Annotated in this window: 23 protein-coding genes and 1 pseudogene; 10 read left to right on the forward strand and 14 right to left on the reverse strand. The window is 63.2% G+C overall.

Going from position 1 to position 26,983, the window contains the following annotated elements; all coding sequences use genetic code 11:
- Positions 1 to 117: 117 nt before the first annotated feature.
- The 3 genes from LOY69_RS26085 to quiC all read right to left on the reverse strand — a co-directional run bounded on the left by LOY69_RS26085 (position 118) and on the right by quiC (position 3,150).
- Entirely contained in the window at positions 118 to 342 is a 225-nt protein-coding gene (locus tag LOY69_RS26085) for a hypothetical protein (protein ID WP_016967259.1), read from the reverse strand.
- 115 nt (positions 343 to 457) lie between these two features.
- The gene (locus LOY69_RS26090) at positions 458 to 1,135 is read right to left on the reverse strand and encodes a TetR family transcriptional regulator (RefSeq protein ID WP_102882292.1); all 678 of its coding nucleotides are present in this window, start codon (positions 1,133 to 1,135) and stop codon (positions 458 to 460) included.
- Positions 1,136 to 1,239: 104 nt separating this feature from the next.
- Positions 1,240 to 3,150 (reverse strand): 3-dehydroshikimate dehydratase QuiC, encoded by a 1,911-nt coding sequence (quiC, locus tag LOY69_RS26095; protein WP_265073792.1) that lies wholly within the window; start codon positions 3,148 to 3,150, stop codon positions 1,240 to 1,242.
- A 527-nt stretch (positions 3,151 to 3,677) separates the two neighbouring features.
- Here quiC and LOY69_RS26100 point away from each other — a divergent pair.
- Complete coding sequence (locus tag LOY69_RS26100) at positions 3,678 to 5,012, forward strand: MFS transporter (RefSeq protein WP_102882294.1); 1,335 nt, start codon at positions 3,678 to 3,680, stop codon at positions 5,010 to 5,012.
- 93 nt (positions 5,013 to 5,105) lie between these two features.
- Positions 5,106 to 6,728: a methyl-accepting chemotaxis protein gene (locus LOY69_RS26105; protein ID WP_265073793.1), complete on the forward strand. Its 1,623-nt coding sequence runs from the start codon at positions 5,106 to 5,108 to the stop codon at positions 6,726 to 6,728.
- A 6-nt stretch (positions 6,729 to 6,734) separates the two neighbouring features.
- Here LOY69_RS26105 and LOY69_RS26110 read toward each other — a convergent pair whose 3' ends face one another.
- The 4 genes from LOY69_RS26110 to LOY69_RS26125 form a co-directional block, all read right to left on the reverse strand.
- On the reverse strand, positions 6,735 to 7,613 hold the full coding sequence (locus LOY69_RS26110) for a DMT family transporter (RefSeq protein ID WP_110596223.1): 879 nt from the start codon (positions 7,611 to 7,613) through the stop codon (positions 6,735 to 6,737).
- A gap of 102 nt (positions 7,614 to 7,715) precedes the next feature.
- Complete coding sequence (locus LOY69_RS26115) at positions 7,716 to 8,531, reverse strand: sugar phosphate isomerase/epimerase family protein (RefSeq protein ID WP_102882297.1); 816 nt, start codon at positions 8,529 to 8,531, stop codon at positions 7,716 to 7,718.
- A 7-nt stretch (positions 8,532 to 8,538) separates the two neighbouring features.
- Positions 8,539 to 9,591, reverse strand: coding sequence for a Gfo/Idh/MocA family protein (locus tag LOY69_RS26120; protein WP_265073794.1), 1,053 nt, complete (start codon positions 9,589 to 9,591; stop codon positions 8,539 to 8,541).
- Positions 9,592 to 9,852: 261 nt separating this feature from the next.
- Positions 9,853 to 10,632, reverse strand: a complete 780-nt coding sequence (locus LOY69_RS26125; RefSeq protein WP_123390380.1) for an IclR family transcriptional regulator — start codon at positions 10,630 to 10,632, stop codon at positions 9,853 to 9,855.
- 304 nt (positions 10,633 to 10,936) lie between these two features.
- Between LOY69_RS26125 and LOY69_RS26130 the strand changes: the two genes are divergently transcribed.
- Positions 10,937 to 11,785: an aldo/keto reductase gene (locus tag LOY69_RS26130; protein WP_265073795.1), complete on the forward strand. Its 849-nt coding sequence runs from the start codon at positions 10,937 to 10,939 to the stop codon at positions 11,783 to 11,785.
- A 54-nt stretch (positions 11,786 to 11,839) separates the two neighbouring features.
- Here the strand turns inward: LOY69_RS26130 and pcaG are convergent, their stop codons facing one another.
- From pcaG to pcaQ, 3 genes are all read right to left on the reverse strand, one after another.
- The gene (gene pcaG, locus LOY69_RS26135) at positions 11,840 to 12,445 is read right to left on the reverse strand and encodes a protocatechuate 3,4-dioxygenase subunit alpha (RefSeq protein ID WP_102865394.1); all 606 of its coding nucleotides are present in this window, start codon (positions 12,443 to 12,445) and stop codon (positions 11,840 to 11,842) included.
- Positions 12,446 to 12,455: 10 nt separating this feature from the next.
- On the reverse strand, positions 12,456 to 13,175 hold the full coding sequence (gene pcaH, locus LOY69_RS26140; RefSeq protein ID WP_123390378.1) for a protocatechuate 3,4-dioxygenase subunit beta: 720 nt from the start codon (positions 13,173 to 13,175) through the stop codon (positions 12,456 to 12,458).
- A 103-nt stretch (positions 13,176 to 13,278) separates the two neighbouring features.
- Positions 13,279 to 14,208, reverse strand: a complete 930-nt coding sequence (gene pcaQ / locus LOY69_RS26145; protein WP_265073796.1) for a pca operon transcription factor PcaQ — start codon at positions 14,206 to 14,208, stop codon at positions 13,279 to 13,281.
- Between the two features lie 140 nt (positions 14,209 to 14,348).
- On the opposite strand from pcaQ, the gene LOY69_RS26150 reads away from it, so the two are divergent.
- Together LOY69_RS26150 and LOY69_RS26155 are read left to right on the forward strand one after the other, a co-directional pair.
- A complete protein-coding gene (locus LOY69_RS26150; protein WP_265073797.1) occupies positions 14,349 to 15,242 on the forward strand; it encodes a neutral zinc metallopeptidase in 894 nt (297 codons plus the stop codon).
- Positions 15,243 to 16,214, forward strand: coding sequence for an alpha/beta hydrolase (locus LOY69_RS26155; protein WP_265073798.1), 972 nt, complete (start codon positions 15,243 to 15,245; stop codon positions 16,212 to 16,214). It abuts the gene before it with no gap.
- Positions 16,215 to 16,300: 86 nt separating this feature from the next.
- Here LOY69_RS26155 and LOY69_RS26160 read toward each other — a convergent pair whose 3' ends face one another.
- The 3 genes from LOY69_RS26160 to LOY69_RS26170 form a co-directional block, all read right to left on the reverse strand.
- Positions 16,301 to 16,894 carry an HAD family hydrolase gene (locus LOY69_RS26160; RefSeq protein ID WP_102865389.1) on the reverse strand — a complete coding sequence of 198 codons (594 nt, stop codon included), beginning with the start codon at positions 16,892 to 16,894 and terminating at the stop codon, positions 16,301 to 16,303.
- Positions 16,891 to 17,760, reverse strand: a complete 870-nt coding sequence (tesB, locus tag LOY69_RS26165; RefSeq protein ID WP_102865388.1) for an acyl-CoA thioesterase II — start codon at positions 17,758 to 17,760, stop codon at positions 16,891 to 16,893. The genes LOY69_RS26160 and tesB overlap by 4 nt, the downstream gene beginning before the upstream one ends.
- A gap of 103 nt (positions 17,761 to 17,863) precedes the next feature.
- Positions 17,864 to 18,433: a GNAT family N-acetyltransferase gene (locus LOY69_RS26170; protein WP_102865387.1), complete on the reverse strand. Its 570-nt coding sequence runs from the start codon at positions 18,431 to 18,433 to the stop codon at positions 17,864 to 17,866.
- A 75-nt stretch (positions 18,434 to 18,508) separates the two neighbouring features.
- Between LOY69_RS26170 and LOY69_RS26175 the strand changes: the two genes are divergently transcribed.
- The 4 genes and pseudogenes from LOY69_RS26175 (at position 18,509) to LOY69_RS26190 (ending at position 22,823) form a co-directional block, all read left to right on the forward strand.
- Positions 18,509 to 19,429, forward strand: a complete 921-nt coding sequence (locus tag LOY69_RS26175) for a histone deacetylase (protein ID WP_102882304.1) — start codon at positions 18,509 to 18,511, stop codon at positions 19,427 to 19,429.
- 300 nt (positions 19,430 to 19,729) lie between these two features.
- Positions 19,730 to 20,184 (forward strand): annotated as a pseudogene (locus LOY69_RS26180) (transposase); the annotation flags it as partial.
- A gap of 207 nt (positions 20,185 to 20,391) precedes the next feature.
- Positions 20,392 to 21,411 (forward strand): UDP-glucose 4-epimerase GalE, encoded by a 1,020-nt coding sequence (galE, locus tag LOY69_RS26185; RefSeq protein ID WP_110652057.1) that lies wholly within the window; start codon positions 20,392 to 20,394, stop codon positions 21,409 to 21,411.
- 179 nt (positions 21,412 to 21,590) lie between these two features.
- Positions 21,591 to 22,823, forward strand: a complete 1,233-nt coding sequence (locus tag LOY69_RS26190) for a TIGR03862 family flavoprotein (protein ID WP_110596230.1) — start codon at positions 21,591 to 21,593, stop codon at positions 22,821 to 22,823.
- 78 nt (positions 22,824 to 22,901) lie between these two features.
- Here the strand turns inward: LOY69_RS26190 and LOY69_RS26195 are convergent, their stop codons facing one another.
- On the reverse strand, positions 22,902 to 24,236 hold the full coding sequence (locus tag LOY69_RS26195; protein ID WP_102882307.1) for a DEAD/DEAH box helicase: 1,335 nt from the start codon (positions 24,234 to 24,236) through the stop codon (positions 22,902 to 22,904).
- A 274-nt stretch (positions 24,237 to 24,510) separates the two neighbouring features.
- Between LOY69_RS26195 and LOY69_RS26200 the strand changes: the two genes are divergently transcribed.
- Entirely contained in the window at positions 24,511 to 26,943 is a 2,433-nt protein-coding gene (locus tag LOY69_RS26200) for a discoidin domain-containing protein (RefSeq protein ID WP_265073799.1), read from the forward strand.
- The last annotated feature ends 40 nt before the right edge of the window (positions 26,944 to 26,983 follow it).

Raw genomic sequence — 26,983 nt, forward strand, 5'->3', positions numbered from 1 at the left:
CGCCTGTGGCCGCTGCCGCAGGCTGCGACAGGCCCCGCAGGGGCCTCGGCATCCGTCAGGACGCTGGCGAGCCTGCGGCTCGTTCGCAGCCTTCGGCAGCGGCTACAGGTCCTGCGTTTACTCGGGCTTGAGCTGCAGGCGCGCAAGCAGGCCGATCAACAGCACGTTGAAGAGAATCATCAGCAGACTGCCGAACAGGCCCACCAGATTGATCACCGAGCTCGGCAGCCAGTCGAATACGCTGAAACCGGTCAGGGACAGCAGGCGCTCACCGAACCAGAACGAGTCAACGACGATCATCAGGATCAGGATGATTTTAAGCGTTGGGACGGGGTTACCCATGGTGCCTTCCTTGTCGTGGGGGATGATGCGAGAGCCGGGGTGGCGAGGCGATCTTACGGAGGCTTTGGCCAGCAAGCCAGCGCCTGACAAGCCAACCCGGCCCTAAAGCTCCGGGTCAGGCCTGCAGGTAGCGCAGCACCGATTCGCAGATCATTTCCCGGTGCCGCTGCTTGATGCTTTCGTCCGGCAGGTCGATCTGGAAGATCTCGCCAAAGGTGTGACGGTTCGACACCCGATAGAAGCAGAACGAGCTGATCAGCAAGTGCACGTCCAGCGGGTCCAGGCCACTGCGGAACACGCCTTCCTGCGCGCCGCGCTCAAGGATTTCGCCCAGGGCATGGAGGATGGTGTTGTTCATTGCCTTGATTACGCCGGACTGCTTCACGTACTCGGCCTTGTGGATATTCTCGATGCTGACGATGCGCACGAAATCGACATTGCGGTCGTGGTGATCGAAGGTGAACTCCACCAGCCGGCGAATCGCCTCCCGCGGTGCCAGCTCGGCCAGATGCAGGCGGCTCTCGGTGCTGCGGATATCGCCGTAGAGTTTTTCCAGGACTTCGACGTACAGCTGCTCCTTGCTGCCGAAGTAGTAATAGATCATGCGCTTGGAGGTATGGATGCGCTCGGCGATCGCATCCACCCGCGCACCGGAAAGTCCCTGCTGGACGAACTCGACAATAGCTTCTTGAAGGATGTTCTCGCGGGTTTTTTCCGGGTTGTTCTTGCGACTCTTGCGCGGTTCGAGAGCAGGCTCATCGGACGCAATCGAGCGTTCACTGGTCATTGTCATTCTGGGCTCACGGCCATCACTGAACACGCGGGCGATTATGAGCCGCGTCCTGTCGCGAAAGAAAGCACAGAGGCGGTGGATTACCGCCTCCGGTTACCAATGCGCTACAACTTGGCCTGGCGCACCGCGCCACTGCGAGACTTGGCCATGGCCGCCAGGCGCACCGCAACGTTGGCCGCACCATAGCCGGCGTAGCCGTTCTTGCGCTGGATGATCTCGAAGAAGAACCGCCCCTCGAACGGTTCGGTGTAGACGTGAAACAGCTCGCCGCCCTGGGCATCGCGGTCATACAGGACGTTGTAGTAGGCCAATTCGCTGAGAAACTCGTCATCGAAATCAAAACGCGCCGCCAGGTCGTCGTAGTAATTGAGCGGAATATCCAGCAGCGGCACTCCGGCCTGCTTGGCCCGGCTGACCTCGGCGAAAAGGTCGTCGCAGTCGAAGGCAATGTGATGCACCCCGCTGCCACGATAACTGGACAGCGCGTGGGAAATCGCGGTGTTGCGGTTCTCCGAGATGTTCAGCGGCAAGCGGATCGAGCTGCAACGGCTGCGCAGGGCGCGGCTTTTCACCAGGCCATAAGGATCGGGCAGCACCACTTCATCATCGGCCTCGAAATCCAGCAGGCTCTTGTAGAACAGCGCCCAGCTGTCGAGGCTGTCCGCCGGCAGGGCCATGGCCATGTGGTCGATACGCTTGAGGCCGCCCTTGGCCTGCACATCGTCATGCATGTTGAAGTCGGTGTCGTACAGGTGCTGACCGCCCTGCTGCGGGTCCACCAGATAGATCAGGCTGCCATCGGGCTCGCGCACCGCCGCCAGTTCCAGCTCGTTGGGGCCCACCAGGCCGCGATAAGGCTGGCCCTTATAGGCCACCGCCCGCTCCAGAGCCTTGGCGCTGTCCTTGACCCGGATGGCCGTGGCACACACCGAAGGGCCATGGGCCTCGAAGAAGCTGTGGGCGAAGGAATAGGGCTCGGAGTTGAGGATCAGGTTGATATCGCCCTGACGCATCAGGCTCACGTTCTTGGAACGATGCTGTCCGGCCTTGGCAAAACCCAGGCGCTCCAGCCAGCTCCCCAGCTTGGCGCCCAGGGCATCGTCCACCGCGAACTCAAGGAACTCGGTGCCGCCATAGGCTTCAACCGCTGGCGGGGCAAACAGAATGTCCAGGTTGGCCACCGGCTGCGCCTCCTGCAGCAGGCGCTCGCGGGTCTTCTCCTCCAGGTACAGCAAGGAGCGCAAGCCGTCGGCGGCATTGGCCCGCGGCGGCGCGGCGCGAAAGCCGTCGTTGAAGATCTCCAGGGACAGCGGCCCGGTGTAGCCGCTCTTGATGATCGGCGCCAGAAAGCCCGGCAGATCGAACTCGCCCTGGCCCGGAAAACAGCGGAAATGCCGGCTCCACTCCAGTACATCCATGGCCAGGATCGGCGCATCGGCCATCTGCACGAAGAAGATCTTGTCCCCGGGAATCTCGGCAATCGCCGCCGGGTCGCCCTTGAGCGACAGGGTATGGAAGCTGTCCAGCAACACCCCAAGGTTGGGGTGATCGGCGCTGCGCACGATGTCCCAGACCTGTTGATAGGTATTCACGTGACGGCCCCAGGCCAGGGCTTCGTAGCCGATGCGCAAGCCGCGCAGCGCGGCCCGCTCGGCCAACAGGTGCAAATCATCGATGAGAATCTGCCGCTCGCCGAGGCTGTCGGCCTGGGCGTTACTGCACACCAGCACCAGGTCGGTGCCCAGCTCCTGCATCAAGTCGAACTTGCGTTCGGCACGTTCCAGGTTGCGCGACAGGCGATCGCGGCGGCAGCCCTCGAAATCCCGGAATGGCTGGAACAGGGTGATGGCGATCCCCAGGTCGGCGCACATCTGCCTGATTTCCCGAGGGCTACCGTCGTAATAGAGAAGGTCGTTCTCGAAAATCTCCACCCCATCGAAGCCGGCGGCGGCGATGGCTTCGAGTTTTTCCGGCAGGGTGCCGCTCAAGGAAACGGTGGCAATGGAACGCTGCATGATTGAACTCCCGGGGGATGACGGCCGGTGGCACCCGAGCCTTTTATTCGATGTTGCGGATTATTCCACAGCATGATTTAAAGTGTACGAACCAGTTAGTTTTGTGTTCGATTATCGAACAAAAAGCCGCTTGGCGAATTGACGATTTTTCAGCCACTGCGCACCATCGACAGCACATTGAGCCGCCCCAAGAAACCGTGGCTTCAATCACCCAGACCCAGAACACACCATAAAAATTTTAAAAATCGGGTACATCCTCATGCTTGCACTCAACGCCCCGCCCTGCTGCTCATCCCTTTGGCTCGCGCCTGGAACGGCCTCAATCGGCACCCTGGATCACGACCCGCTACTGCCCTGAGCGGAGCGTCGTACCGATGGCGTTCGCCGGTCCGCAATCAACGGCTCGACGAACCAAACCAGCCGATCAATCACCCAGTCCCTGGCGCTCATGCCCTCGCTGACGATTGATCACGCGCCCTTGAGTTCCGACGAGCCCTGGCTCGTCAGTCACTGAACGGATGGCCTATATGATTCCTTCCCAAAGCTCTCGCATCGCCCCGAGCCTCAGTGTTGCCGGCGGCATCGGCGACAAGATCCGCGGCGCCATGGCCGTCGGCAAGACCCGCTGGGGCATGCTCGCCCTGGTGTTCTTCGCCACCACCCTGAACTACATCGATCGCGCCGCACTGGGCGTGATGCAGCCGATCCTGGCCAAGGAAATGAACTGGACGGCGATGGACTACGCCAACATCAACTTCTGGTTCCAGGTCGGTTACGCCGTGGGCTTCGTGCTGCAAGGGCGACTGATCGACCGAGTCGGCGTGAAACGGGTGTTCTTCTTCGCCGTGCTGCTGTGGAGCCTGGCCACCGGCGCTCATGGCCTGGCCACTTCGGCGGCAGGCTTCATGGTTTGCCGCTTCATTCTCGGGCTCACTGAAGCCGCCAACTACCCGGCCTGCGTGAAGACCACGCGCCTGTGGTTCCCGGCCGGCGAACGCGCGGTAGCCACCGGCATCTTCAACGCCGGGACCAACGTCGGCGCTATGTTCACCCCCATGCTGCTGCCGTTGATCCTCCACGCCTGGGGCTGGCAAGCGGCGTTCCTGTGCATGGCGGCACTGGGCGGCGTCTGGCTGCTGTTCTGGGGCCTGAAGTACTTCAACCCGGAAGATCACCCCAGCGTCAAAGCCTCGGAACTGGCCTACATCCAGCAACAAGTAGAACCCGAGCCGACCCGCGTGCCCTTCAGCCGCATCCTGCGCATGCGTGGCACCTGGGCCTTCGCCCTGGCCTACTCGCTGACCGCGCCGGTGTTCTGGTTCTACCTGTACTGGCTGCCGCCGTTCCTCAACCAGCAGTACAACCTGGGGATCAACGTCACCCAGATGGGCATCCCGCTGATCATCATCTACCTGACCGCCGACTTCGGCAGCGTCGGTGGCGGCATCCTCTCCTCGTTCCTCATCGGTCGCGGCATGAACCCGATCAAGGCGCGGCTGCTGTCGATGTTCCTGTTCGCCTGCTGCATCATCGGCGTGATCATGGCCGCCGGCACCGCCAACCTGTGGCTGGCCGTGTTCGCCATCTCCCTGGGGATCGGTGCCCACCAGGCCTGGACTGCCAACATCTGGAGCCTGGTGATGGACTACACGCCCAAGCACATGATGAGCACCGTGTTCGGCTTTGGCGGCATGTGCGCGGCCATCGGCGGCATGTTCATGACCCAGATCGTCGGCCACATCCTGACCGTCACCAACAACAACTACACCCTGCTGTTCACCCTGATCCCGGCCATGTACTTCATTGCCCTGACCTGGATGTACTTCATGGCCCCGCGCAAGATTCCTCACGTAGAAGACTGATGCTCCTTTCACGCAGGCCCGCTCAGGGCCTGCGTTTTTTTATCGGCTCCCCCTCCCCCCCCCTTTTGTTTTTCCACACTCGGAGATCGTCCCATGACGCTGGGTAACCTGAGCATCGCCAAACGCGCCGTGATCAGCTTCGGCGTGATTGCCCTGCTGGTCCTGCTGCAGGGGCTGTTCGCCCTCAAGCAAGTGGCCGAAGTCCGCGCCACCGGCCAGCACACCGAAAACATTTCCCTGCCCAGCACCCGCTACCTGGGAGAAGTGCGCGATTACGTGTTGAGCATCCGCGTGCTGAGCCTGCGCATGGCCCTCAACCGTGAACCCAAAGTGCTGGAAAGCACCATTGCCCGCCTGCATCAGGTACAAACCTGGCTCGACCAGGCCCTGGCCAGGTTCGCGCCGCTGGTGGGCGATCACAACCGGGTGCAATACGAGACATTCCTCGCCACGGTAAAAAGCTACCAACAGGCCCTGGCCCAGTACGAAGCCCTGTCCCAGGACAATCGCAGCAGCGAGATGACGGCCCTGCTCAACGGCAAGATCCAGGATTACTCGACCCAGACCGGCGACCAGTTCGCCGAACTGATGAACCTCACTGCCGAGGAAGTCAGCCAGTCGGCCCAGCATGCAGACGCGCTGTACACCCAGGTAAAAATCACGGTGATCGGCGCCCTGATCGCCGTCGCCCTGCTGACCCTGTGCCTGGCCTGGCTGTTGATTCGCAGCATCGTCGTGCCCATCCGCCAGGCCGTGGGCGTGGCCGAGCAAGTGGCCGCCGGCGATCTCAGCCGACCGATCCACAGCGAGGGCCGCGATGAAACCGCGCGCCTGCTCAAGGCCCTGGCCAGCATGCAGGCCAGCCTGCGTGAAACCCTGCAACTGATCAGCAGCACCTCGACCCAGCTCGCCGCCGCCGCGCAACAGATGAGCCAGAGCACCCACCAGGACTCCAGCCGCCTGCAGCAGCAACACAACGAAATCGAGCAAGCCGCCACCGCCGTCAACGAGATGACCGTGGCCGTCGAGGAAGTGGCGCGCAACGCGGTGTCCACCTCCGACACCACCCGCCAGTCCACCACCCAGGCGACCCAGGGGCAGGCCCGGGTGATCCAGACCCTGGACTCGATCCAGGCCATGAGCAGCGATGTCGGCACCGCCTTGCAGCAAGTGCAGACCCTGGCCGAGCAATCACGGGAAATCGGCAAGGTGCTGGACGTGATCCGCGCCATTGCCGAACAGACCAACCTGCTGGCCCTGAACGCCGCCATCGAGGCCGCGCGGGCCGGGGAAGCCGGCCGCGGCTTTGCCGTGGTGGCAGACGAAGTGCGGGCCCTGGCCCATCGCACCCAGCAGTCGACCCAGGAAATCGAACAGATGATCGGCCGGGTCCAGGGCGACACCGACAGCGTGGTGCAGTCCATGCACGGCAACAATCAGCGGGTGGCCCAGACCCTGTCCATCGCCGAACAGGCCGGGCTGGCCCTGGGGGAAATCACCCGGGCCATGGAGCAGATCCACGAGCGCAACCTGGTGATCGCCAGTGCCTCGGAAGAACAGGCCCAGGTGGCCCGTGAAGTGGACCGCAACCTGCTGAACATCCGCGACCTGTCCCTGGAAAGCGCCGACGCCGCCACGCGCACCAACGCCACCAGCCAGGAGCTGTCGCACTTGGCGGCCGGCCTGCAGAACCTGGTGGTGCGCTTCCGGTTCTGAGTCGTCTCAGCGGCGGCGTTGCTGCCACGCCGCCGCCAGCCCGCTGAGGCAGATCACGGCGATGCCCACCTGGGTAATCGCATCCGGTGTGTGGTTGAACAGCAGCCAGCCCAGCAGCCCGGCAAAGACAATCTGGCAATAGCCGAACGGCGCCAGCAGCGCCGGCGCCGCGTGACGAAAGGCCTGGGTCAGGAACAGATGGGCACTCATGCCGCAAGCCCCCAGCGCCAGCATCAACAGGCCATGAACCAAGCCCGGGGTCTGCCAGAAGAACGGCACCAGCGCACTCATCACCAGGGTGTTGCACAGCCCGGCGAAGAAGTTGCTGGTGGTGGGGCTGTCATGCTCGGCCAGCTTGCGGGTCAGCAGTTGATAGAAACAGAAGAACAGCGCCGAGCAGAACGGCAGCAACACCGCCGGCGTGAACAGCTCGCCCCCCGGATGCACGATGATCAGCACCCCGATGAAACCGCAGATCACCGCCAGCCATTGGCCGCGGGTCACCTGTTCGCCGAGCAAGGGCACCGACAACGCGGTGACCAGCACCGGCGCGAGAAAGTTGACCGCCGTGGCCTCGGCCAGGGGAATGAACAGCAATGCCGAGGTGAACAGCAAACTGGTGCTCAGCAGGCACAAGGCCCGCAGCAATTGCAGCAGCGGTCGCTTGCTGCGCAGCACCCGCAGGCCCGATTGCGGCAGGAAGATCCCGGCCATCAGCAAGGTATGGATCAGGTAACGGGCCCAGACCACCATGATCACCGGGAAAAACCCCGAGAGGTATTTGGACAGGGCATCGTGGCTGGCGAACAGAAAGGTCGCCAGGACGATCAGCAGGATGCCCTTGAAGGGGTGATTGGTCCCGGAGAGGGGCGTGCTGCGGGTCATGGGCATTCCTTGAAGGTGATTGAAGACACAGCTTCGCCGGCAAACCGGCTCCTAGCGGGTATTTGTAGGAGCCGGCTTGCCGGCGAAAGCCCTCCCGCCGACTCAGGTCCTGGCCAGCAGCGCGCGAGTTGCATCCAGCGCCATCTGTGCCCGCTGCAAGGCACTCACGCCCTGTTCGAGCAATTGCACCGTGGGAATTTCCAGACTCAGGGGCAACTCCGGCGGCAGACACTTGAGCAACCCCGCCAGATCACAATCGCCCTCCCCTGGAAAGCGCCGCTCGTTACGGGCCTGACGCAGGATCTCCTGCATATCGTCCGGCCGTGGCCCGGCAACGTCGCACAACTGTGCATAACGCAGGCGCGCCGGATCAACCTTGGCCAGGTCCTCCAGGCGCGAACCCGAACGGTCGAAATGGAAGGCGTCCACCAGCACGCAGCCATTGTCACGGCCAGCGTTTTCCACCACCCGCAGCGCCTGTTCCAGGTTGCGTGCATCGGTCCAGGGCATGAATTCCAGATGGGGATGCAGCCCGTACTGCCGCGCCAGATCGCACAAGGCGGCGAAGTTGTCGGTCATGCGCGCCTCATCGGGATCATTGCCCGCCACCAGCAACTCGCTGGCGGCAAACTCGGCGCCCACCGCCAGCACCGCCTCGAAGTCGCGGACCCGGGTCTGTGGCTTGAGCCGCAGGATCTCCACATCCAGCACCCGCACGCCGGTATCACGCAGGCGCGCCAGGGTCTGGCGCCGCAAGCCGGCATCGGCCACCAGCGGGAAGTGATGTTCCTCCGGGGTTGCCGGCACCAGCCGCAGGCCCACATGGCTGTAGCCGGCACGGGCCGCCACGTCCACCATCTCTGGCGGCGACAGCTCCAGCACGGTCAGGCTGGCCAGGGAAAAAATCCGCTCACTCATCAGTCGTTCACTCAATAGGGGTGGGGGTGCAGGCGCGGCCCGTGGCGGCGGCCTGGCGAATCGCTTCAATCAGCGCCAGGGTGCGCGCGGCATCGGCGGCGCTGACCAGCGGCGCGACTTCGCCGCGGGCGACCTTGACGAAATGCTGCAGTTGCAAGCGCAACGCCTCATCCGGCACGAAGCTTTCCTGCTGCATCAACAAGGGCTGGTGCCAACCGGCGCCCGCCTCGGCGTAGTGCCAGCGCTTGAGCTGAGGAATGCTCAAGGCCCCCTGAGTGCCGGCCAGCAGGTAGCAAGGCTGATCGGCCTGGCGCGGGTACACCGGGTTCTCCCCGGAATCCAGCTCCCAGCTCCAGGGCGCGGCCACCGCGTCGGAACCGGTGAGGCTGCCCAGGGCGCCGCTGTCGAACTGCAACAGCACAGCGGCGCAATCTTCATTGGCGTAACCACGCACGTGATTGCTGGTGATGGCCTGCACTTGTCGCACTTCGCCGCACAGGTGGCGCAACAGATCGAGGTCGTGGATCAGGTTGGTCAGCAACATGCCGGCGCCGGGCTCACGGCGCCAGGGGATGTCGAAGTAGCTCTCGGGCTTTTGCAACTGCCAGAGTGCAGTGACCGTGGTTAGCCGGCCCAGAGCGCCGCTGTGCACCAGTTCATGGGCACGGGCGATCAACGGGTTGTGTCGTCGATGGTGCCCCACCAGCACCGGCACTCCAGTGTTGCGCGATGCCGCCACCAGCTCGCGCACTTCATCCAGGTGCACACCCACGGGTTTTTCCAGCAGCACCGGCACGCCTGCGGCCAGGCAATCCAGGGCCGTGCTGACGTGGAGGTTGTTGGGATTGGCGACGATCACCGCATCCGGGCGCACGTCCTTGAGCAAGGTCCGGTGATCACTGAAATGCGGCACCTGCCATTGCCCGGCAATGGCTTGCGCCTGGGGCCCGGGATCGGCCACAGCGCACAGTCGGGCCTCGGCCAGGGTCTTGAGGTGCTGGTAATGCTGCTGCCCCATATTGCCGACGCCGATCAGGGCAATGCGCAGTGGCGGATTCAATGGAAGATCCTCTTGTGATTGTTATAGGGACAATGAATTCCAAATATTTAGAACTCAGTTCCATTTTCATACAAGAGGGATAAAAAATACCGTCCGATTATCGAACGGCTTTGTGCCGAGCCGAAGCCTGTGTAGCCGCTGCCGCAGGCTGCGAACGGCTGTGCAACAGACGCGGCGATATCAAGGCCACCACACGCCCGACGGTAGATCGACAAGCAAGGCCCTGCGGGCCTTTGCGCAGCCTCGCAGGCTCGGCAGCGGCTACAGGTTGAACAGTTCGGAAGCCTGGCTGGCGGCCGACAGCTCTTCGGCAAATCGCAGTAGCAACGGCGCCAGTTCATGCAGCCGCGCCAACGGTAGGCGCGCGCTGGGACCGGCGATGCTGAGCACGCCCACCACCCGGCCATCGATGGGATGGCGCACCACCGCGGCAATCGCCGAGGTGCCGACCGCCGAGCTTTCTTCGACCCAGGCATAGCCCTGCTCGCGGGCCAGGCGCAGGCGCTCCAGCAACTCGATGTTCGAGCGCGGTGCATTGGGCCCCAGGTCCGCCGGGGGCTCCACACCCTGGCGCTCCACCAGCGACAACGCCTCGGCGTCACTCAGCGTGGCCAGCCAGGCATGCCCGGAAGCGGTGTAGAACAGCGGCGCCTCGCGGCCCATGTCCGGGTCGTAACGCAGCCCGGAACGGGCGCCCTGGGACTTGGCGATCCAGGTCTGGCGCTCGCCCTCGATCACTCCCAGGCGCACCAGCTCGCCGGACTCCTGGGCCAGACGATCGAGCACCGGCTGGACAATGTCGGCGCCGCTGACCGACAGGTAGCGAAAGCCCATGGCCACCAGCCGGGTGGACAGCTGGTAACGCAGGTTGTCCGGGTTCTGGCGCACGTAGCCCAGGCGAATCAACTCCGCCAGCAGGCGATGGGTTGCACTTTTGGGGATCTCCAGTTGTTCCGCCAGGGTCTGCAACGGCAGGCCGCGGGGATCACCGGTAAGACGTTCGAGAACGCTGAAGACGCGTTCGATTTGACTGCCAGCCATGGTCGGGTCCCGACAAAATTTGGCCGATTCTAGTGACAACGGGCCGGTTGGGGAACTGCAGGGCAGTGGTTCGATTACCGCCCAGAATCGACGAAAGCGGGCTTTTCACCCGACGCAACGCCTTGTGCGCAGGTTAGCCGAGTCAGTATATTTTTTGGAATCACTTTCCATAAATACAACAGCTACCACAGGCCTCCACACTCGATTCGCCGGGCATTTTCTGTGCGGCGGCGCTGTCCAAACCAGCGACGCCCTACAGCCCCCGCCGACCCGGCCGTGTTCTTTTATCCACAGGGAGATGCCCATGCCTCACTCCGTAGATTGCCCAGTCCTGACCCACAGTGGGCTGCACATGCCCAAGCTTGGCCTCGGCACTTGGCCGATGCTCGATGACCAGTGCACCCGCGCCGTGGAACAGGCCCTGGACCTGGGTTACCGACACATCGATACCGCCCAGGCCTACAACAACGAAGACGCCGTGGGCCAGGCCCTGATCAACACCACCGTGCCCCGGGAGCAGATCCACCTCACCACCAAGGTCTGGTGGGATCAACTGCGCCCCGACGCCATGCGCCATTCCCTGGAGCGCAGCCTCAAAGCCCTGCGCTGCGATTATGTGGATCTGTTTCATATCCACTGGCCCACCAGCGATTGGGAGCTGGAACGCAGCATCGAAACCCTGGTGTCGTTCAAGGAACAGGGATTGGTGAAGCACATTGGCGTGGCCAATTTCCCCCTGGCGCTGCTGCGCCGGGTCATTGAAGGGCTGGGCGCACCGCTGTCAGCAATCCAGGTGGAGTACCACGTGCTGCTGGGGCAAAGCGGCCTGCTGGACTATGCCCGCAGTCGCGACATGGTGCTGACCGCCTATACGCCGCTGGCACGCAACAAGGTGTCCGAGGTGCCCGAGATCCGGCAGATCGCCGCCAAGCACGGCGTGCTGCCGACCCAGGTGGCGCTCAAGTGGTTGCTGGATCAGGACAACGTCGCGGCCATTCCAAAAGCCAGTAGCCGGGCCAACCAATTGGCCAACCTGGAGTCCCTCAGGCTGCAGCTGGACGATGAAGACCGAGCACTGATCGCCGGCCTGCCCAAGGATCAGCGTCAGGTCAGCCCGGACTTCGCTCCGGTCTGGGATCATTTCGATCATTGACCCACTGCGGCCATGCCTGGCCCGCAATGGGCACCACGCATGGCCTCAGGCTTTTCAGAAGTCGAAGAACACCGTCTCGCCTTCACCTTGAATGCGAATGTCGAAGCGATAGGCGCGCTGGCCATTGACCTCGCAAGGATGGGCCAGCAGGGTTTCCCGACGTTGCGGCTGCTCGATCAGGTTCAACACCGGGCACTGGGCGTTAGCCTCCGGCTCGTCGGCAAAGTACAACCGGGTATGCAGGTGGATGTTGATCCCCCGGGCAAACAGCGACAGGTTGATGTGCGGCGCCATCGGCACGCCGGCGGCGTTGTTCACCACCCCGGGCTTGACGGTATGGAGGGTCCATTCCCCGGCATCGAAGGTGGTGGCGGTGCGGCCAAAGCAGTTGAAGGGCTTTTCCGTGTCGAACACCGGGTCGTAGACCCCGGCAGAATCGGCCTGCCAGAACTCCAGGAAGGAGTCGCGCACCAGGTGGCCGTTGCCGTCGTACACATGGCCGATCAGCAGAATCCGCTCGCCCGGCGCATCAGGCTTGGCCATCTGGTTCCAGATCTCCTCGGGACGGGTCGGATTTCCCGCCGCCGCCAGGGCCAGGCCGATGTGCACATAGGGGCCGGCCGTTTGCGAGGGGGTTTCAGGCAGCAGTTGAACAGGCATGGCAGGCTCCTCAGCAGTTTTCGAAGTGGGTCTTGCGCTGGCCGCGCAGCACGATGTCGAAGCGGTAGGCCAGGCAATCCATGGGGTTGGCGTTGCCCATGTCCAGGCGCGCGATCAGGCTCTGCACCGCGTCCGGGTTGGCGATGGACTTGACGATCGGGCACAGCGGGATCAACGGGTCGCCTTCGAAATACAGCTGGGTGATCAGCCGCGTGGCAATCGACGGGCCGCTGATGGAGAAGTGGATATGCGCCGGGCGCCAGTCGTTGGGACCGTTGCGCCAGGGGTAAGGCCCGGGCTTGATGGTGCGGAAGCTGTAGTAGCCGTCACGGTCGGTGAGGGCTCGGCCGACGCCGCCGAAGTTCGGATCAAGGGGCGCCAGGTAGCGGTCGTTCTTGTGCCGGTAACGGCCACCGGCGTTGGCCTGCCACATTTCCACCAGGGTGTGGGGGATCGGCTTGCCATATTGATCGCAGACCCGCCCGGAAACGATGATCCGCTCCCCGATCGGCAAGCCGCCGTGGTTGAAGTTGAGCAGCAAGTCGTTATCGAAACGCCCGGTGCGCAAGTGGGAGAAGTCCGGGCCGCTGGTTTCGCTGGCCGATTGCGGAATGCTCACCAGTGCCTGGCGCGGCGAGCGGGCGACGGAGGTCTTGTAGTCGGGGGTCAGGGCCTTGGGGTGCCAATTACGGTCGCGAATCACGAAGCGACTGCTGTCTGCATCAGACATGTCGATCTCCTGTTGTTTGATTTATGGAGCGCAGCCGGCGCAGTTTCAAACAAACCAGGAGCGGGGAAAATTGAAAAGCCGCCCGCCATCCATAACCAAAAGGTTATGGATAACTGCCCTCGTGATAGGCCCGCCCCACTTCCCTGAGCACATCCACCGCCCATTGCGCCGCCAGGGACAGCGGCAGGCTGGCATTGCTGGAGATACCCACCGAACCGCCGGGCTCGCGCAGGCCCAGATCCAGCTCCTGCAACTCGCCGTTGGCCAGGTCCAGACGCACCGCATCCAGCGGCGCTATCCACAGTGCATCGCTGGACAGGGTGTAGCGCCGGCTCAGGGCCACCGACAGGGTTTCCAGGCGTTGTTGCGACTGGGCGATACCGCACTGAATGAACAGGCTGTCGGCGTGCTTGCGAATGCTGGTGCCAGCCAGGGGCAGTACCAGCGGATAGGCGCTGAGCGCGTCGCGATCCAGGGGCCCGGTCGCCAGGGGATGCTCGGGGCGGGCCACCAGGGTCATGGATTCGCTGTACAGGTGCTCGAAGCTCAGGCCGTGGATCTCCGGACTCTCGGTCATGCGGCCGACCACCAGATCCAGGTCACCGACTCGCAGTTGCGAAAGCAGATGGGCGCTGGGGCCGGTCAGCACACTCACGGTCAACGCCGAATGCCGCTGGTGCAGGCGCCGCATCACCTCCGGCAGCAGCAGGCTTTCCACGGTGGACAACACGCCGATACGCACCAGCCCGGCAGCGTATTCGCCGCCGCGCAAACTGCTGACGCCTTCGCGCAGGGCCTGCACCGAAGGCCCGGCATAGCGCAGGAAGGCTCGCCCGGCTTCGGTCAGGCTGAGCCCGGCCTTGCTCCTGGCAAACAGCCGAGTGTCCAGCAACTCCTCCAGTTCCTTGAGGGCTTTCGACATTGCCGGCTGGCTCACCGACAGCACGTCGGCGGCCCGCGCCAGGCTGCCTTGACGGGCCATTTCAAGAAAACACACCAAGTGACGGAATTTGATGCGGGTATCGATGTTCAATAGGGAGCCCCGAATGCGCCAGGAGCGGAGAGATCCGCAATCGGGCCATGGTAGCGTGCGCAAAAATCCCTGACGACCGGACTGGCGCCGCTTCATGCCAGCAGCAACACTGACCAGCAGAAAAAAACGAGGACTCCCCCATGCTTTGGAAAAAAGGCCGGCGCAGCGACAACGTCGTGGATGCGCGAAATGACAGCGGTGGCGGCGGTGGTGGCGGCCTGCGTTTTGGCGGTGGCAAGGGGCTGAGCCTGACGGCGATCATCCTGATCGTCGGTATCGGCTGGGCCACCGGCCAGGACCCGCTACAGATCCTCGGTCAACTGGTGGGCCAGAGCAGCCAGACTTCGGCCCCGGCCACCACCCAGGCGCGCAAGAGCCCACCGGCCAATGACGAGCAGGCGGAGTTCGTCCGCGCCATCCTCGGCGACACCGAAGACACCTGGGGCCAGATCTTCCAGCAGGCCGGCCGCCAGTATCAGGCGCCCAAGCTGATTCTGTTCCGTGGCCGGGTCAACTCCGCCTGCGGCTCCGCCACCTCTGCCAGCGGCCCCTTCTATTGCCCTGCCGATCAGCAGGTGTACCTGGACATGGACTTCTTCCGCGAGATGGCCCAGCGCTTTTCCGCTGCCGGCGACTTCGCCCAGGCCTACGTGATTGCCCATGAAGTCGGGCACCACGTACAGACCCTGCTGGGGGTCTCGGCGAAAATGCAGGCCGCACGCCAGCAAGGCCGGCAAATGGAAGGTGACGGCGGTCTACTGGTGCGCCAGGAATTGCAGGCCGACTGTCTGGCTGGGGTCTGGGCCTACCATGGGCAGAAGCGCCTGAACTGGCTGGAGCCCGGGGATGTGGAAGAAGCCCTGAACGCTGCCAATGCCATCGGTGACGACCGACTGCAGCAACAGGGCCAGGGCCGGGTCGTACCGGATTCCTTCACCCACGGCACCTCGGCGCAACGGGTGCGCTGGTTCAAGACCGGCTTCAGCCAGGGCCAGGTTGGCCAGTGCGATACCTTCGCCGCCAAGAGCCTGTAGATGGGCCGACTGCTGGCGGCATTACTGTGCCTGGGCTGCCTGGGTGCCCAGGCCGCGGAACACACAGTCAAGGTCGTCAGCCCCGAACGCCTGCCCCTGGAGGGCGGGCAACTGGCCCTGGGCCTGAGCCAGGACTGGCGCCAGCCACTGCCCGGGGTGCAGCGCGCGCTGATCATGGTTCATGGTCGGCTGCGCAACGCCCAGACTTACCTGAAGAGCGGCGAAAGTGCTTCACGACAAGCAGGGCAAAGCGCCGCAACCCTGGTGATCGCCCCCCAGTTTCTCAACCAGAGTGACATCGCCCGCCATCAGCTACCGGACGCGCTGCTGCGCTGGAAAGGTAATGACTGGATGGCCGGCGAACCTGCTGCCGGCCCCGTGGCCATCAGCTCCTACGCGGTACTGGATGCCGTCCTCCAGCGTCTGCAGGACCGCCAGTTCTTTCCTGCACTCAAGGAAGTGGTGATTGCCGGCCACTCCGGCGGCGCCCAGGTGGTACAGCGCTATGCCCTGACCACAGGGCAACATGCCGAGCTGAAGCAGTCCGGAATCGAACTGCGCTACGTGATCGCCAATCCGTCGTCCTACGCCTACTTCGATGCAACGCGCCCGGTGGCTTTCGAGCCGGCCAGTTGCCCGGGGTTCAACGACTGGAAATATGGCCTGAACCGGCTCCCGGCCTATGCCAGCACCCCATCCCCGGCGCAGCTCGAACAAGGCTACGTGACACGCCACATCACCTACCTGCTGGGCCAGCAGGACATCGACCCCAACCACCCGGCCCTGGACAAGAGCTGCGCGGCCGAGACCCAGGGCGCCTACCGGCTGATTCGCGGGCACAACTACTTCGACTACCTGATGCGGCGTCACCCGCAAGGCTTGCCACAACGGCTGGTGGAAGTGCCAGGGGTCGGGCATGACGGCGACAAGATGTTCACCTCCCCCGCAGGGCAGGCGGCGCTGTTCAAGTAGAGAAAGGCGCTGTCTGAAATGACGCTTTCGCCGGCAAGGCGGTTCCTACAGGACGGGTAAGAACCGACTTACCAGCGAACAGGCCCTCAGGCCGACAGCAGTTCGCGCAACTGCGCGCAATCCCGGGCATGCCAGTCGGTCAGCTCCGGCCAGGGGTTGTCCGGCAGGTTCACCAGCACCGTGCGCGTCCCCGCTGCCCGTCCACAGTCCAGGTCGAAGCGGTAGTCACCGACCATGACCATGCGCTGCGGCGCCACATCCCAAGCCTCGGCCAGTTTCAGCAAACCACCGGGATGGGGTTTGGGCGGGGCCTCGTCGCGCCCCAGCACATCAGCTTCGGCGAAGCAGTCCGCCAGGCCGATGGCTTCCAGGGTCACGTGGGCCAGCTCCCGGGCATTGCGGGTGAGGATGCCCAGGCGATAACCGCGTCCGGCCAGTTCCCGCACCAGTTCCACCGCACCCGGCGCCGGGCGCGAACCCAGGGCCAGGTCGCGCTCGTGCTCCAGCAGCCAGGCGTGCTTGGCCGCAGACTCCTCTGCCGGCAAGGCCGCCAGGTGAGTGAGGATGTCGTCCTCCGGAGGAATCGACAGCGCCTGGCGGATCGCCGCGAAATCATGCACGGCGATGGTCAGGGTGCCGTCCATGTCGAACACCCAATGTTCTATGTCTGAAAGACTCATGCCCAATCCTTGCGATGACGGATCAACCCTTCCTGAGTCACCGAGGCTACCAGTTGACCGGCACGGTTGAACACGCTGCCCCGGGAGAAGCCCCGGGAGTTACCGGCCCAGGGGCTGTCCATGGCGTACAGCAGCCAGTCGTCGGCCCGCAGGTCGGCGTGAAACCACAGGGCGTGATCGAGGCTGGCGACCTGCATGTCCTTCTGCCACACCGACTTGCCATGAGGCAGCATCGAGGTGGTCAGCAGGCCGAAGTCCGACGCGTAGGCCAGCAGGTATTTGTGCAGCGCCGGGATGTCCGCCAGAGCACCGTCGGCGCGGAACCAGACGTACTTCACCGGATCCATCGGCTGCGGGTTGTAGGGGTCCTTCTCGGTCACCGGGCGCACTTCGATGGGCTTGGGGCACAGCAATTTCTCGCGCATGTGCTCGGGAATCAGGTGCGCACGCTGGGTGGTGATTTCCAGTTCCGACGGCAGGTTCTCCGGCCCGACCACCTGGGGCATGCTGTTCTGGTGCTCGAAGCCTTCTTCGTCGTACTGGAAGGAAGCACTGCAGGTGAAGATCGGGTTGCCCTTCTGGATCGCCGTCACCCGCCGGGTGCTGAAGCTGCCGCCGTCGCGCACCCGATCCACCTGGTAGACCACCGGCAAGGCGGCGTCGCCGGGACGCAGGAAGTAGCCGTGCATGGAATGCACGTGACGTGCTTCCTCTACCGTCTGACTGGCCGCGGACAACGACTGGCCGAGCACCTGGCCGCCAAACAGCTGGCGAAAACCCAGGTCCTGGCTGCGACCGCGAAACAGGTTTTCTTCAATGGCTTCCAGGGTCAACAGATCGACCAGATCATCCAGCACATGACTCATTCAGACTCTCCTCACACAGGGCAACACCGCGCAATCTCGGCTGCGGCGGTGATATCAATTGGGGCCAGGTATCTCGTCGGCACATTCTAAACGTGCGCGCCTGCTATCCATGCAAGGTTTCCAGCCATTGTTCGCGGGTAATGCGGTACAGCACATGCTCGCGCAACGGATGATCGGCGGCGAGTTTCGGGTGTTCGAAATCCTCCTGGGCCGCGTGATGCATGCCAATGGCCTGCATGACTTTCTGCGACGGCAGGTTATTGCGGGTGGTGAAGGCCACGACTTCGTCCAGGGCCAGTCGATCGAAAGCGCAACGCAAGGCAGTCCAGGCCGCTTCGCTGGCATACCCCAGGCCCCAGTGTTCCCGGGCCAGGCGCCAGCCGATCTCCACCGCAGGGGTAAAGGGCGCTTCGAAACCCACCTCCAGCAGCCCGGTAAAGCCGATAAAGGCGCCGTTATCCTTACGTTCAAGCGCCCAGAGGCCAAAGCCATGTTCGGCGAAATGCCCGCGTATGCGCCCGATCAGCGCGGCACTTTCCAGACGACTCAGGGGCGCGGGAAAGTAGCGCATGACCTGCGGATCGGCACACATCGCGGCAAATGCCGGCAAATCATCGTCACGCCACTGGCGCAGCAGCAGACGCGCGCTTTCGAGTTGCAGTATTGGCTCCATCAGGCCCCTCCGTTTCCGTGGGTGCAAGTCTACATCGCTGGTAGGATCCTTCACGGGTTCCTCTAAGAAAATGCCATGTCATTGCCACTGATCTATCACGACGACTACAGCCCCGAGTTCCCGGCGGAGCACCGCTTTCCCATGGACAAGTTCCGCCTGCTGCGCGACCACCTGGTGGACAGTGGCCTGACCCACGATGCCGATTTGCTGCGCCCCGAGCTGTGCCCGGCCGACATCCTCGCCCTGGCCCACGACCCTGGCTATATCGAACGCTACATGAGCGGCGAGTTGTCCCGGGAAGACCAGCGGCGCCTCGGCCTGCCCTGGAGCGAAGCCCTGGCCCGGCGCACGGTGCGCGCTGTCGGCGGTTCCCTGCTCACGGCCGAAAAGGCGCTGCAACATGGCCTGGCCTGCCACCTGGCCGGCGGCACTCACCACGCCCACTACGACTACCCGGCGGGGTTCTGCATCTTCAACGACCTGGCCGTGATCAGCCATTACCTGCTGCAAAGCGGCCGCGTGGGACGGGTGCTGATCTTCGACTGCGACGTGCATCAGGGCGATGGCACTGCTCGGATCCTGCAACATACCCCCGACGCGGTGACCGTCTCGTTGCACTGTGAAAAGAACTTCCCCGCACGCAAGGCCCAGAGCGACTGGGATATCCCGCTGCCCATGGGCATGGGCGACGCCGACTACCTCAAGGTGGTGGACGACGCTCTCAACTACCTGCTGCCCCTGTATCAGCCGGATCTGGTGCTCTACGACGCCGGGGTCGACGTGCACCAGGACGATGCCCTGGGCTACCTCAAGCTCACCGATGCCGGCCTGGCCGAGCGTGACGAGCGAGTCATGCGCCACTGCCTGGGCCGCGACATCCCGGTGGTCGGCGTGATCGGCGGCGGCTACAGCAAGGATCGCCAGGCCCTGGCCCGACGCCACGGCATCCTCCACCACAGCGCACAACGAGTCTGGGAGTCGTCAGGCTGCTACTGAGCCCTTGCGGCCTTACCCACATGCACTGTGGAGCCGCTTGTGGATAACCTGGGAGAAAGCCTCTACAGCCCTTGCTCTACGGGGCTTCAAGGCAATCGCCTGTTTTTTGATCAATGTCACCAGACGGTCATGTTGTTGTGGATCGCTTACCCCCAATACCTGTGGAGCTGCCTGTGGATAACCTGAGTGAAAGGCGCTAGATCCCTTGCTCTGCAAGGCTTGCAGAGCGGTGTCTGTTTTTTGATCAGGGTAGCGACACACCTCCCTGGCGTTTTTCGACGCCCACACTCGTTGCCAGATAACGGTTTGCTCGATAAGCCAGGTGGGGCCGTAAACCTTTTCTGCCCCGCGAAGCTGTGCGTCGCGTCCTTGAGCCAGTCACTCAACCACGCATCGGTAAAGCTCGATGGAGCTGCCGAAGCATGATGCAGTCGCACGATTGTGTGCGTCATGGCACCGCCACGCTGTTCACGGCCTGAACTAACTACAGGGGCATTTGATTAGGAATATTGAATATCAACATCGGCATCAACAGTGGCTGGAAGTTGCTCAAGAAGATCAATCGAGAAATACCCAAGCATCTACAACTGCATTTGATGACCGACAACTACACCCCCCACAAGCATCCCAATATGAAAGCGTTGCTGGAAAAACATAAACACTTCCAAGTGCATTTCCCCCCGACGTTCAGCTCTTGGATGAACATGGTCGAGCGCTTTTTCCGGGACATCACCGCGTATTTGTCTGAGGGGACCACGTTTGCGAGTGATCAAAAGCAAGATCCTGCGATCTGACAAGCGCACTGGACATCGGGCTTGACGCGAGAAAATTTTATTATGTTGTCAGAATGAAAGCGTTAAAAACCTATTGGCAGTGCTGTATCATTTTTTCAAAATCCACCATCAGATCCAGATAATACTGCGGCCGGACTGTCAGCACTCACTTGAAACAGGCTCATAACTATGCGGTTCTTAATAACTGGCGGTGCAGGGTATATTGGTTCACACACATTGCTGGAATTGCTTCAAGCAGGCCACGAGGCGGTGGTTCTGGATAACCTGTGCAATAGTTCCATGCTCTCGCTACAGCGCGTGCAACAAATTACCGGTCGCACCCCTGTATTTGTTCAAGGTGATGTTTGCGACCGCGCCATCCTTGAGCGTATTTTTACCCAGCACGAGATTGATGTGGTATTGCACTTCGCTGGCCTGAAAGCCGTCGGTGAGAGCGTAAAGCAACCCTTGTCCTACTATCAGAACAACGTGAGTGGCAGCATCACCTTGTGCCAGGCCATGGCCACCGCAGGCGTCTACCGCCTGGTGTTCAGTTCCTCCGCCACAGTGTACGGCGACCCGGTGCAGATACCGATTGTCGAGAGCTGCCCGCTGGGAACACCTACCAACCCCTATGGCACCTCCAAGTTAATGGTAGAAAAGATGCTGCAGGATATGGCAGCAGCCGATCCACGCTGGTCAGTTGCCCTGCTGCGCTACTTCAATCCGGTGGGCGCACACCAGAGTGGACTTCTGGGCGAGGACCCCAACGGCCTGCCGGAAAATCTACTGCCCTACATAAGCCGTGTCGCAGTGGGAAAACTCGAAAGACTTTCCATCTATGGCAACGACTATCCGACCCCCGATGGCACCGGTGTTCGGGACTACATTCATGTAGTTGATCTTGCCAAAGGGCACGTAGCAGCCGTGAACTACATTTCCCAGCACACCGGTATAAATGCCTGGAACCTCGGGACTGGGGTGGGTTACTCAGTACTGGAGATGATCCAAGCCTTCGAGGACGCCTCTGGCTGCAGCATTCCCCACACTTTCTCCCCACGTCGCCAAGGCGACATTGCGCAATGCTGGTCAGACCCGTCCAAGGCACTTCAGGATCTGGGCTGGAAGGCGGAGCTCGGGTTGAAGGAGATGATGGAGGATACGTGGCGTTGGCAGTCGAATAACCCAGATGGGTACCGGTCGTCTTAAATGAAGACTGCACTGGCCGGCGCGACTGTTTCATGCGTTTACGGGGTTCGTGCAGATTTAATCAAGGACTTGGTTACTGCCGGCCATGACGTTGTACCAATGGCCGGCAACTCATCCAGCAGGTGCTGTTCCCGAGCATTGCTTACAATAACCACCCCTCCCATTTTCTAGGCTTTTTGATGTCCCCCTCCCCTACTTCCCACGTCGCGATCATCGGCGGCGGTCCCGCCGGTCTGATGGCTGCCGAGGTACTGAGCCAGGCCGGCGTTCGGGTCGATCTGTACGACGGCATGCCATCGGTGGGCCGCAAGTTCCTCCTGGCCGGGGTCGGTGGCATGAACATCACCCACTCCGAAGCCTACCCGGCCTTCCTCTCGCGCTATGCCGAGCGAGCCCCGCACATCGCCCCGCTGCTGCGCGAGTTCGGCGCCGAGGCCTTGTGCCAATGGATTCACGGCCTGGGTATCGACACCTTCGTCGGCAGCTCGGGACGGGTGTTCCCCACCGACATGAAAGCCGCGCCGCTGCTGCGCGCCTGGCTCAAGCGCCTGCGCGACGCCGGGGTGGTTATCCACACCCGGCACCGCTGGCTGGGCTGGAATGCCGACGGCAGCCTGCGCATCCAGTACCCCGAAGGCGAGCGCGCGGTAGAGGCCGATGCAACCCTGCTGGCACTGGGCGGTGGCAGTTGGTCGCGCCTGGGTTCCGATGGAGCGTGGCTGCCCCTGCTGCAACAGCGCGGAGTGCAGGTAGCCCCCTTGCAACCAAGCAATTGCGGGTTCGAGGTCAGTGCCTGGAGCGAGTTGCTGCGCAGCAAATTCGCCGGGGCGCCGCTGAAGAACGTGGCCATCGGCCTCAATGACGACATCCCCCGGCTGGGGGAATGCGTGATCACTGCCAGCGGCATCGAAGGCAGTCTGATCTATGCCCTGTCGGCGCCGATCCGCGACAGCATCCACCAGCACGGGCAAGCCACCGTTCATATCGACCTGCTGCCGGGCAAGCCTCGGGACAAGGTCCAGGCCGCCCTGGCCAAGCCGCGTGGCTCGCGCTCCATGGCCAAGCATCTGCAGAGTCAGTTGGGGATCGAGGGGGTGAAAGCGGGGTTGCTGCGGGAGCTGACGGGCGCCGACACCTTCAACGATCCGACGCGCCTGGCGGCGGCGATCAAGGCTCTGCCCTTGACGCTGGTGAAGACCCGCCCATTGGACGAGGCCATTAGCAGCGCCGGCGGCGTCGCCTTCGAAGCGCTGGATGAACGACTGATGCTGGAGCAACTACCCGGGGTGTTCTGCGCCGGGGAAATGCTCGACTGGGAAGCCCCCACCGGCGGCTATCTGCTGACCGCCTGCTTTGCCAGCGGCCGTCGGGCCGGGCTGGGAATGCTGGAGTGGCTGCAACACCGGCCATAAATAGCTTCGCCGGCCAGCCGGCTCCTACGGGGGATTGTAGGAGCCGACTGGCCGGCGAAGAGGTCAGCACAATTCAGATCAAGGCTTGCGCTTGCGTGGCCCGGTGTTGAACGCCGGGACCTTGCGTACCGGTTTCACCGCCGGCGCTTCGGCCACTTCACCACTGTCCACCCACTTGCCCAGGTTGCGCTTGCCGCCACCGCCGGAAGTTTTCGGTTTCTTGGGCTTCTTCGGTTTTTTCACCACCTGGCCACTGGCGTCGGTTTCCGGCACCCGGTGCTCGGGCTCGAAGTCCTGCTCTTCATGGCGCTTCAAAGTCTGGCGAGTGAGCATCTCGATCGCCGACAGCAGGTTGACTTCGTCGGCACACACCAGGGAGATCGCCTCACCGGTGGAGCCGGCACGGCCGGTACGACCGATGCGATGGATGTAGTCCTCAGCGACGATCGGCAGGTCGAAGTTGACCACCAGCGGCAGGTCTTCGATGTCCAGGCCACGGGCCGCCACGTCGGTGGCCACCAGGATCTGGATCTCGCTGGCCTTGAACCGGTCCAGGGCGCGCTGGCGCGTGGCCTGGGGCTTGTCGCCATGGATGCCGTCGGCGTTCACGCCCTGGCCCTGAAGCTTTTCCACCAGCGCATCCACGCCGTTGCGGGTCTTGGCGAACACCAGCACCTGCTTCCAGCGGTTCTTGCGCAGCAGGTGGCTGAACAGTTCCGGCTTGCGCTTCTTGTCCACCGGCACCACCCATTGCTTGACCGTGTTGGCGGCCACGTTGCGCGGGCTGACCTCGATGCTCAGCGGGTCGTTGAGCATCTGCCCGGCCAGTTGGCGGATGGCGTCGGAGAACGTGGCGGAGAACAGCAGGGTCTGGCGCTTCTTCGGCAGCGCGGCATAGATGCTCTTGAGCTCCTCGGAGAAGCCCAGATCCAGCATGCGGTCGGCCTCATCCAGCACCAGGGTCTGCAACTGGCTGAACTTCACCGCGTTCTGGCGGAACAGGTCCAGCAGACGCCCCGGGGTCGCCACCAGCAGATCGATACCTTTGCGCAGCTTCATCATCTGCGGGTTGATGCTGACCCCACCGTACACCGCGTAGGTGCGCAGCGGCAGGTGCTCGGCGTACTGACGCACGCTTTCGTGGACCTGTTCGGCCAGCTCGCGGGTCGGCACCAGGATCAGCGCGCGCACCGAGTTGCTGTCGACCTTCGGCCCTTCCATGGTCAGCAACTGCAGCAGCGGCAAGGCAAAACCGGCAGTCTTGCCGGTGCCGGTCTGGGCCGCCGCCATCAGGTCACGACCGCCCAGCACCGCCGGAATGGCTTGCGCCTGCACCGGGGTCGGGGTCTGGTAGCCGAGGGTTTCGAGGGCGCGCAGCAGAGGTTCGATCAGGCCAAGAGTGGCGAATGTCATGGGGGGTACCGTAGGAAAAAGTCAGCACTGAAGAGGCAATGGGCGGCAGTTTACCGCACTTTTAAGCGCTTGCTTTCCCTACCGCCGCTTGGCATCCCCGCGCATCCGCTGCTTCGTACGTGACCGAAAAGGCCTGGCGGACATGTACAAGCAACAGGTCGATTCATAAGATTCACCGCGCCGGCAAACCTCCCGAATCCATCTCATCAGCGCCCGTCATTCAGCGATTCCCAAAACCGGTTTCGCGCTGCGCTGTGCTTGTCCTGGAGTGGTTATGCCCCACCGCCAACTGCCTTACCTTTCCCTGGCCGACGCCATCCGCGCCGCTAGCCTGGGTGCCGTCCTGCTCATGCCCTTGGCCAACCCGGCCCTGGCCGACGAGACATCACCCGCCACACCTGCCGTTGCCAGCACCGCTGTGATCAGCGGCCCGTTCATCGACATCCAGGCCTTGAACCCCGATCCCAGGCTGCGCAACGCGCCTGCCGCCAGTACCGAGCGCCTGACCCAGGCCACCGGACTGAGCATCGGCGCCCTGCGCCTGGATCAGGATGATCGCTTCAAGGACATCAAGGTCCTGGTGGGCCGGGCCCAGGGCCCCGCTCGCCTGGCATTCGGTGAAAGCAACGTCGTCGTCACCGCCCGCAGCGATGGCAGCTTCATCGCCCTGCTGCCCAATGCCACCATTCGCGGCGACGCCAATGGTCAGCAGACGCTGATCCCCGCCGAAACCAGGCACTCCCATGAGCCCGGCAACATCGACTATGTGCAGTCCGAGCAAGCCCAGGAGCCCAACCTGCTGCAGACCCGCAACGGCCAGCGCAGCTTTCAGGTCGACCGCAACGCCCAAGGCGAAACCGTCATCGACCTGCTGGCCGGCTTCTCCCAGGCCGCCGCCGACTACATCGGCGACCATGAAGCCTACGCCCTGGCCCAGGTCGCCTCGGTCAACCATGCCTTGCGCCAGTCACAGATCGAAGGGGTACGCCTGCGCCTGGTGGGCACCCAGGTCATTGCCGAGGATCACCCGATCACCTCCGGCCCCGACGGAACCATGCGCAAGGTCAGCACCCTGTTCGCCGAAGGCATGCGGCAATACAGCCCCGATCTGGTGACCGGGTTCTTTGTCGGCACCCCGGGGGTCGACACCATGCTCGGCTGGGGCAATATCAATGGCCGTTACTCGATCAACAACATCAAGTCGCCCACCACCTTTCGCCACGAGGTGGGGCACAACATCGGTGGCGATCATTGCTCGGACGGCAGCAGCGACCGTTTCGGCTACCACAACGGCCGGGTGGGCACGATCCTGTGTGGCAACCACGTGGGCTACTACTCCAACCCTGATGTCAGGGACAACCTGGGCGTGCCCCTGGGCCAACTGGGCACCGCCAACATGGCTCGCCTGTGGCGTGAAGGCGCCCAGCGCATGTCCGCCTACAGCCCGGCGGTGATCCCCATGGACCACGAACAGGTCACACCGCTGCTGAGCAAGTCCATCGACCTGAAACAGAACGTCATCCACTACGAGGCCCTGGATATTCCCGAGGGCACCGAGCGCCTGGCGTTGTCGATCAACCACGGCCCGCGCCATGAACGCGCGGGCAAGGTGCAACTGCTGCTCAAGCACGGCGCCCGCCCCACCGCCAGCGACTATGACTACCGCTCCCTGGAAAACCATGGCGTCGCCCTGGGGGTGAGCCATCCCAAGCCCGGACGCTGGTACGTCGGGGTACGAGCCGAGAAGAACAAGAGCGCCAGCGACCAGTTGCTTGAAGGCCATGTCTTCGCCAAGACCCAGGAAACCAGCCAGGCTCGCTACCTGCGTTTTGTCGCCACGTCGTCGATCAACGGCAGCAAAGTCGCCAGCATCGCCGAACTGCTGCTGGCCGACGCCAAGGGCAAGCCGCTGCCGAGAAACGGCTGGCGCGTCCACTCGGTCAACGGCAAGACCTCCGGCATCGACAACAGCCTGTGGTTCGTCGATGGCAAACCGAACTCGTACTGGAGTTCGGGCAGTGCCAGCTATCCCCACGAGATCATCATCGACCTCGGAGCAGAGCGGGGCTTCTCTTCCTTGAATTACCTGCCGCGGCAAAACAACGATGCCGCCGGCAACATCAAGGGCTACGAAGTGTATGGCGGTGACAGCCCGACCAGCGCCTGGGCGCTGCTGGCCAAAGGCGAGTTCAGTGCCGACAACGAGGTCAAATCCGTTGCCCTCAAACCAGTCGAGGCCAGCCTGCCACCTGTCGCCGTGATCAGCGGTCGCAGCCAGGCCAACGCCGGTGAACGGGTGCTGCTGGATGCCTCGGGCTCCAGCGACCCGCAAGGCAAAGCCTTGAGCTTTGCCTGGCAAGTCACGCCGGCACTGGACTTCAGCTATGACGGCGCAAGCGTCAGCTTCAACGCCCCGCAGCTCAAGCAAGACACCCGCTACCGCTTCACCCTGAGCGTGGACAACGGCCAGAAAACCGCGACCGCCGAGCACAGCGTCACGGTCCTCGCCCCCCCACCGCAAACGGCGCCTGGCTGCACAGCTGCCTGGACGCGCAGCACGGCCTACCTGGGCGGTCAGAAAGTCAGCCACAACGGGCGCTTCTTCCTCGCTCGCTGGTGGACCCAAGGCCAGGAGCCGGGCAATCCGGCGTTCACCGGGCCGGACTTCAGCGGCAAGGTCTGGAACGACCTCGGCCCCTGTCACTGACAGCCGCCGGGGGCTTCACGCCCCCGGCAACCAGCCCCCT

The sequence above is a fragment of the Pseudomonas sp. B21-059 genome (assembly GCF_026016285.1).
Taxonomy (GTDB): domain Bacteria; phylum Pseudomonadota; class Gammaproteobacteria; order Pseudomonadales; family Pseudomonadaceae; genus Aquipseudomonas; species Aquipseudomonas danubii.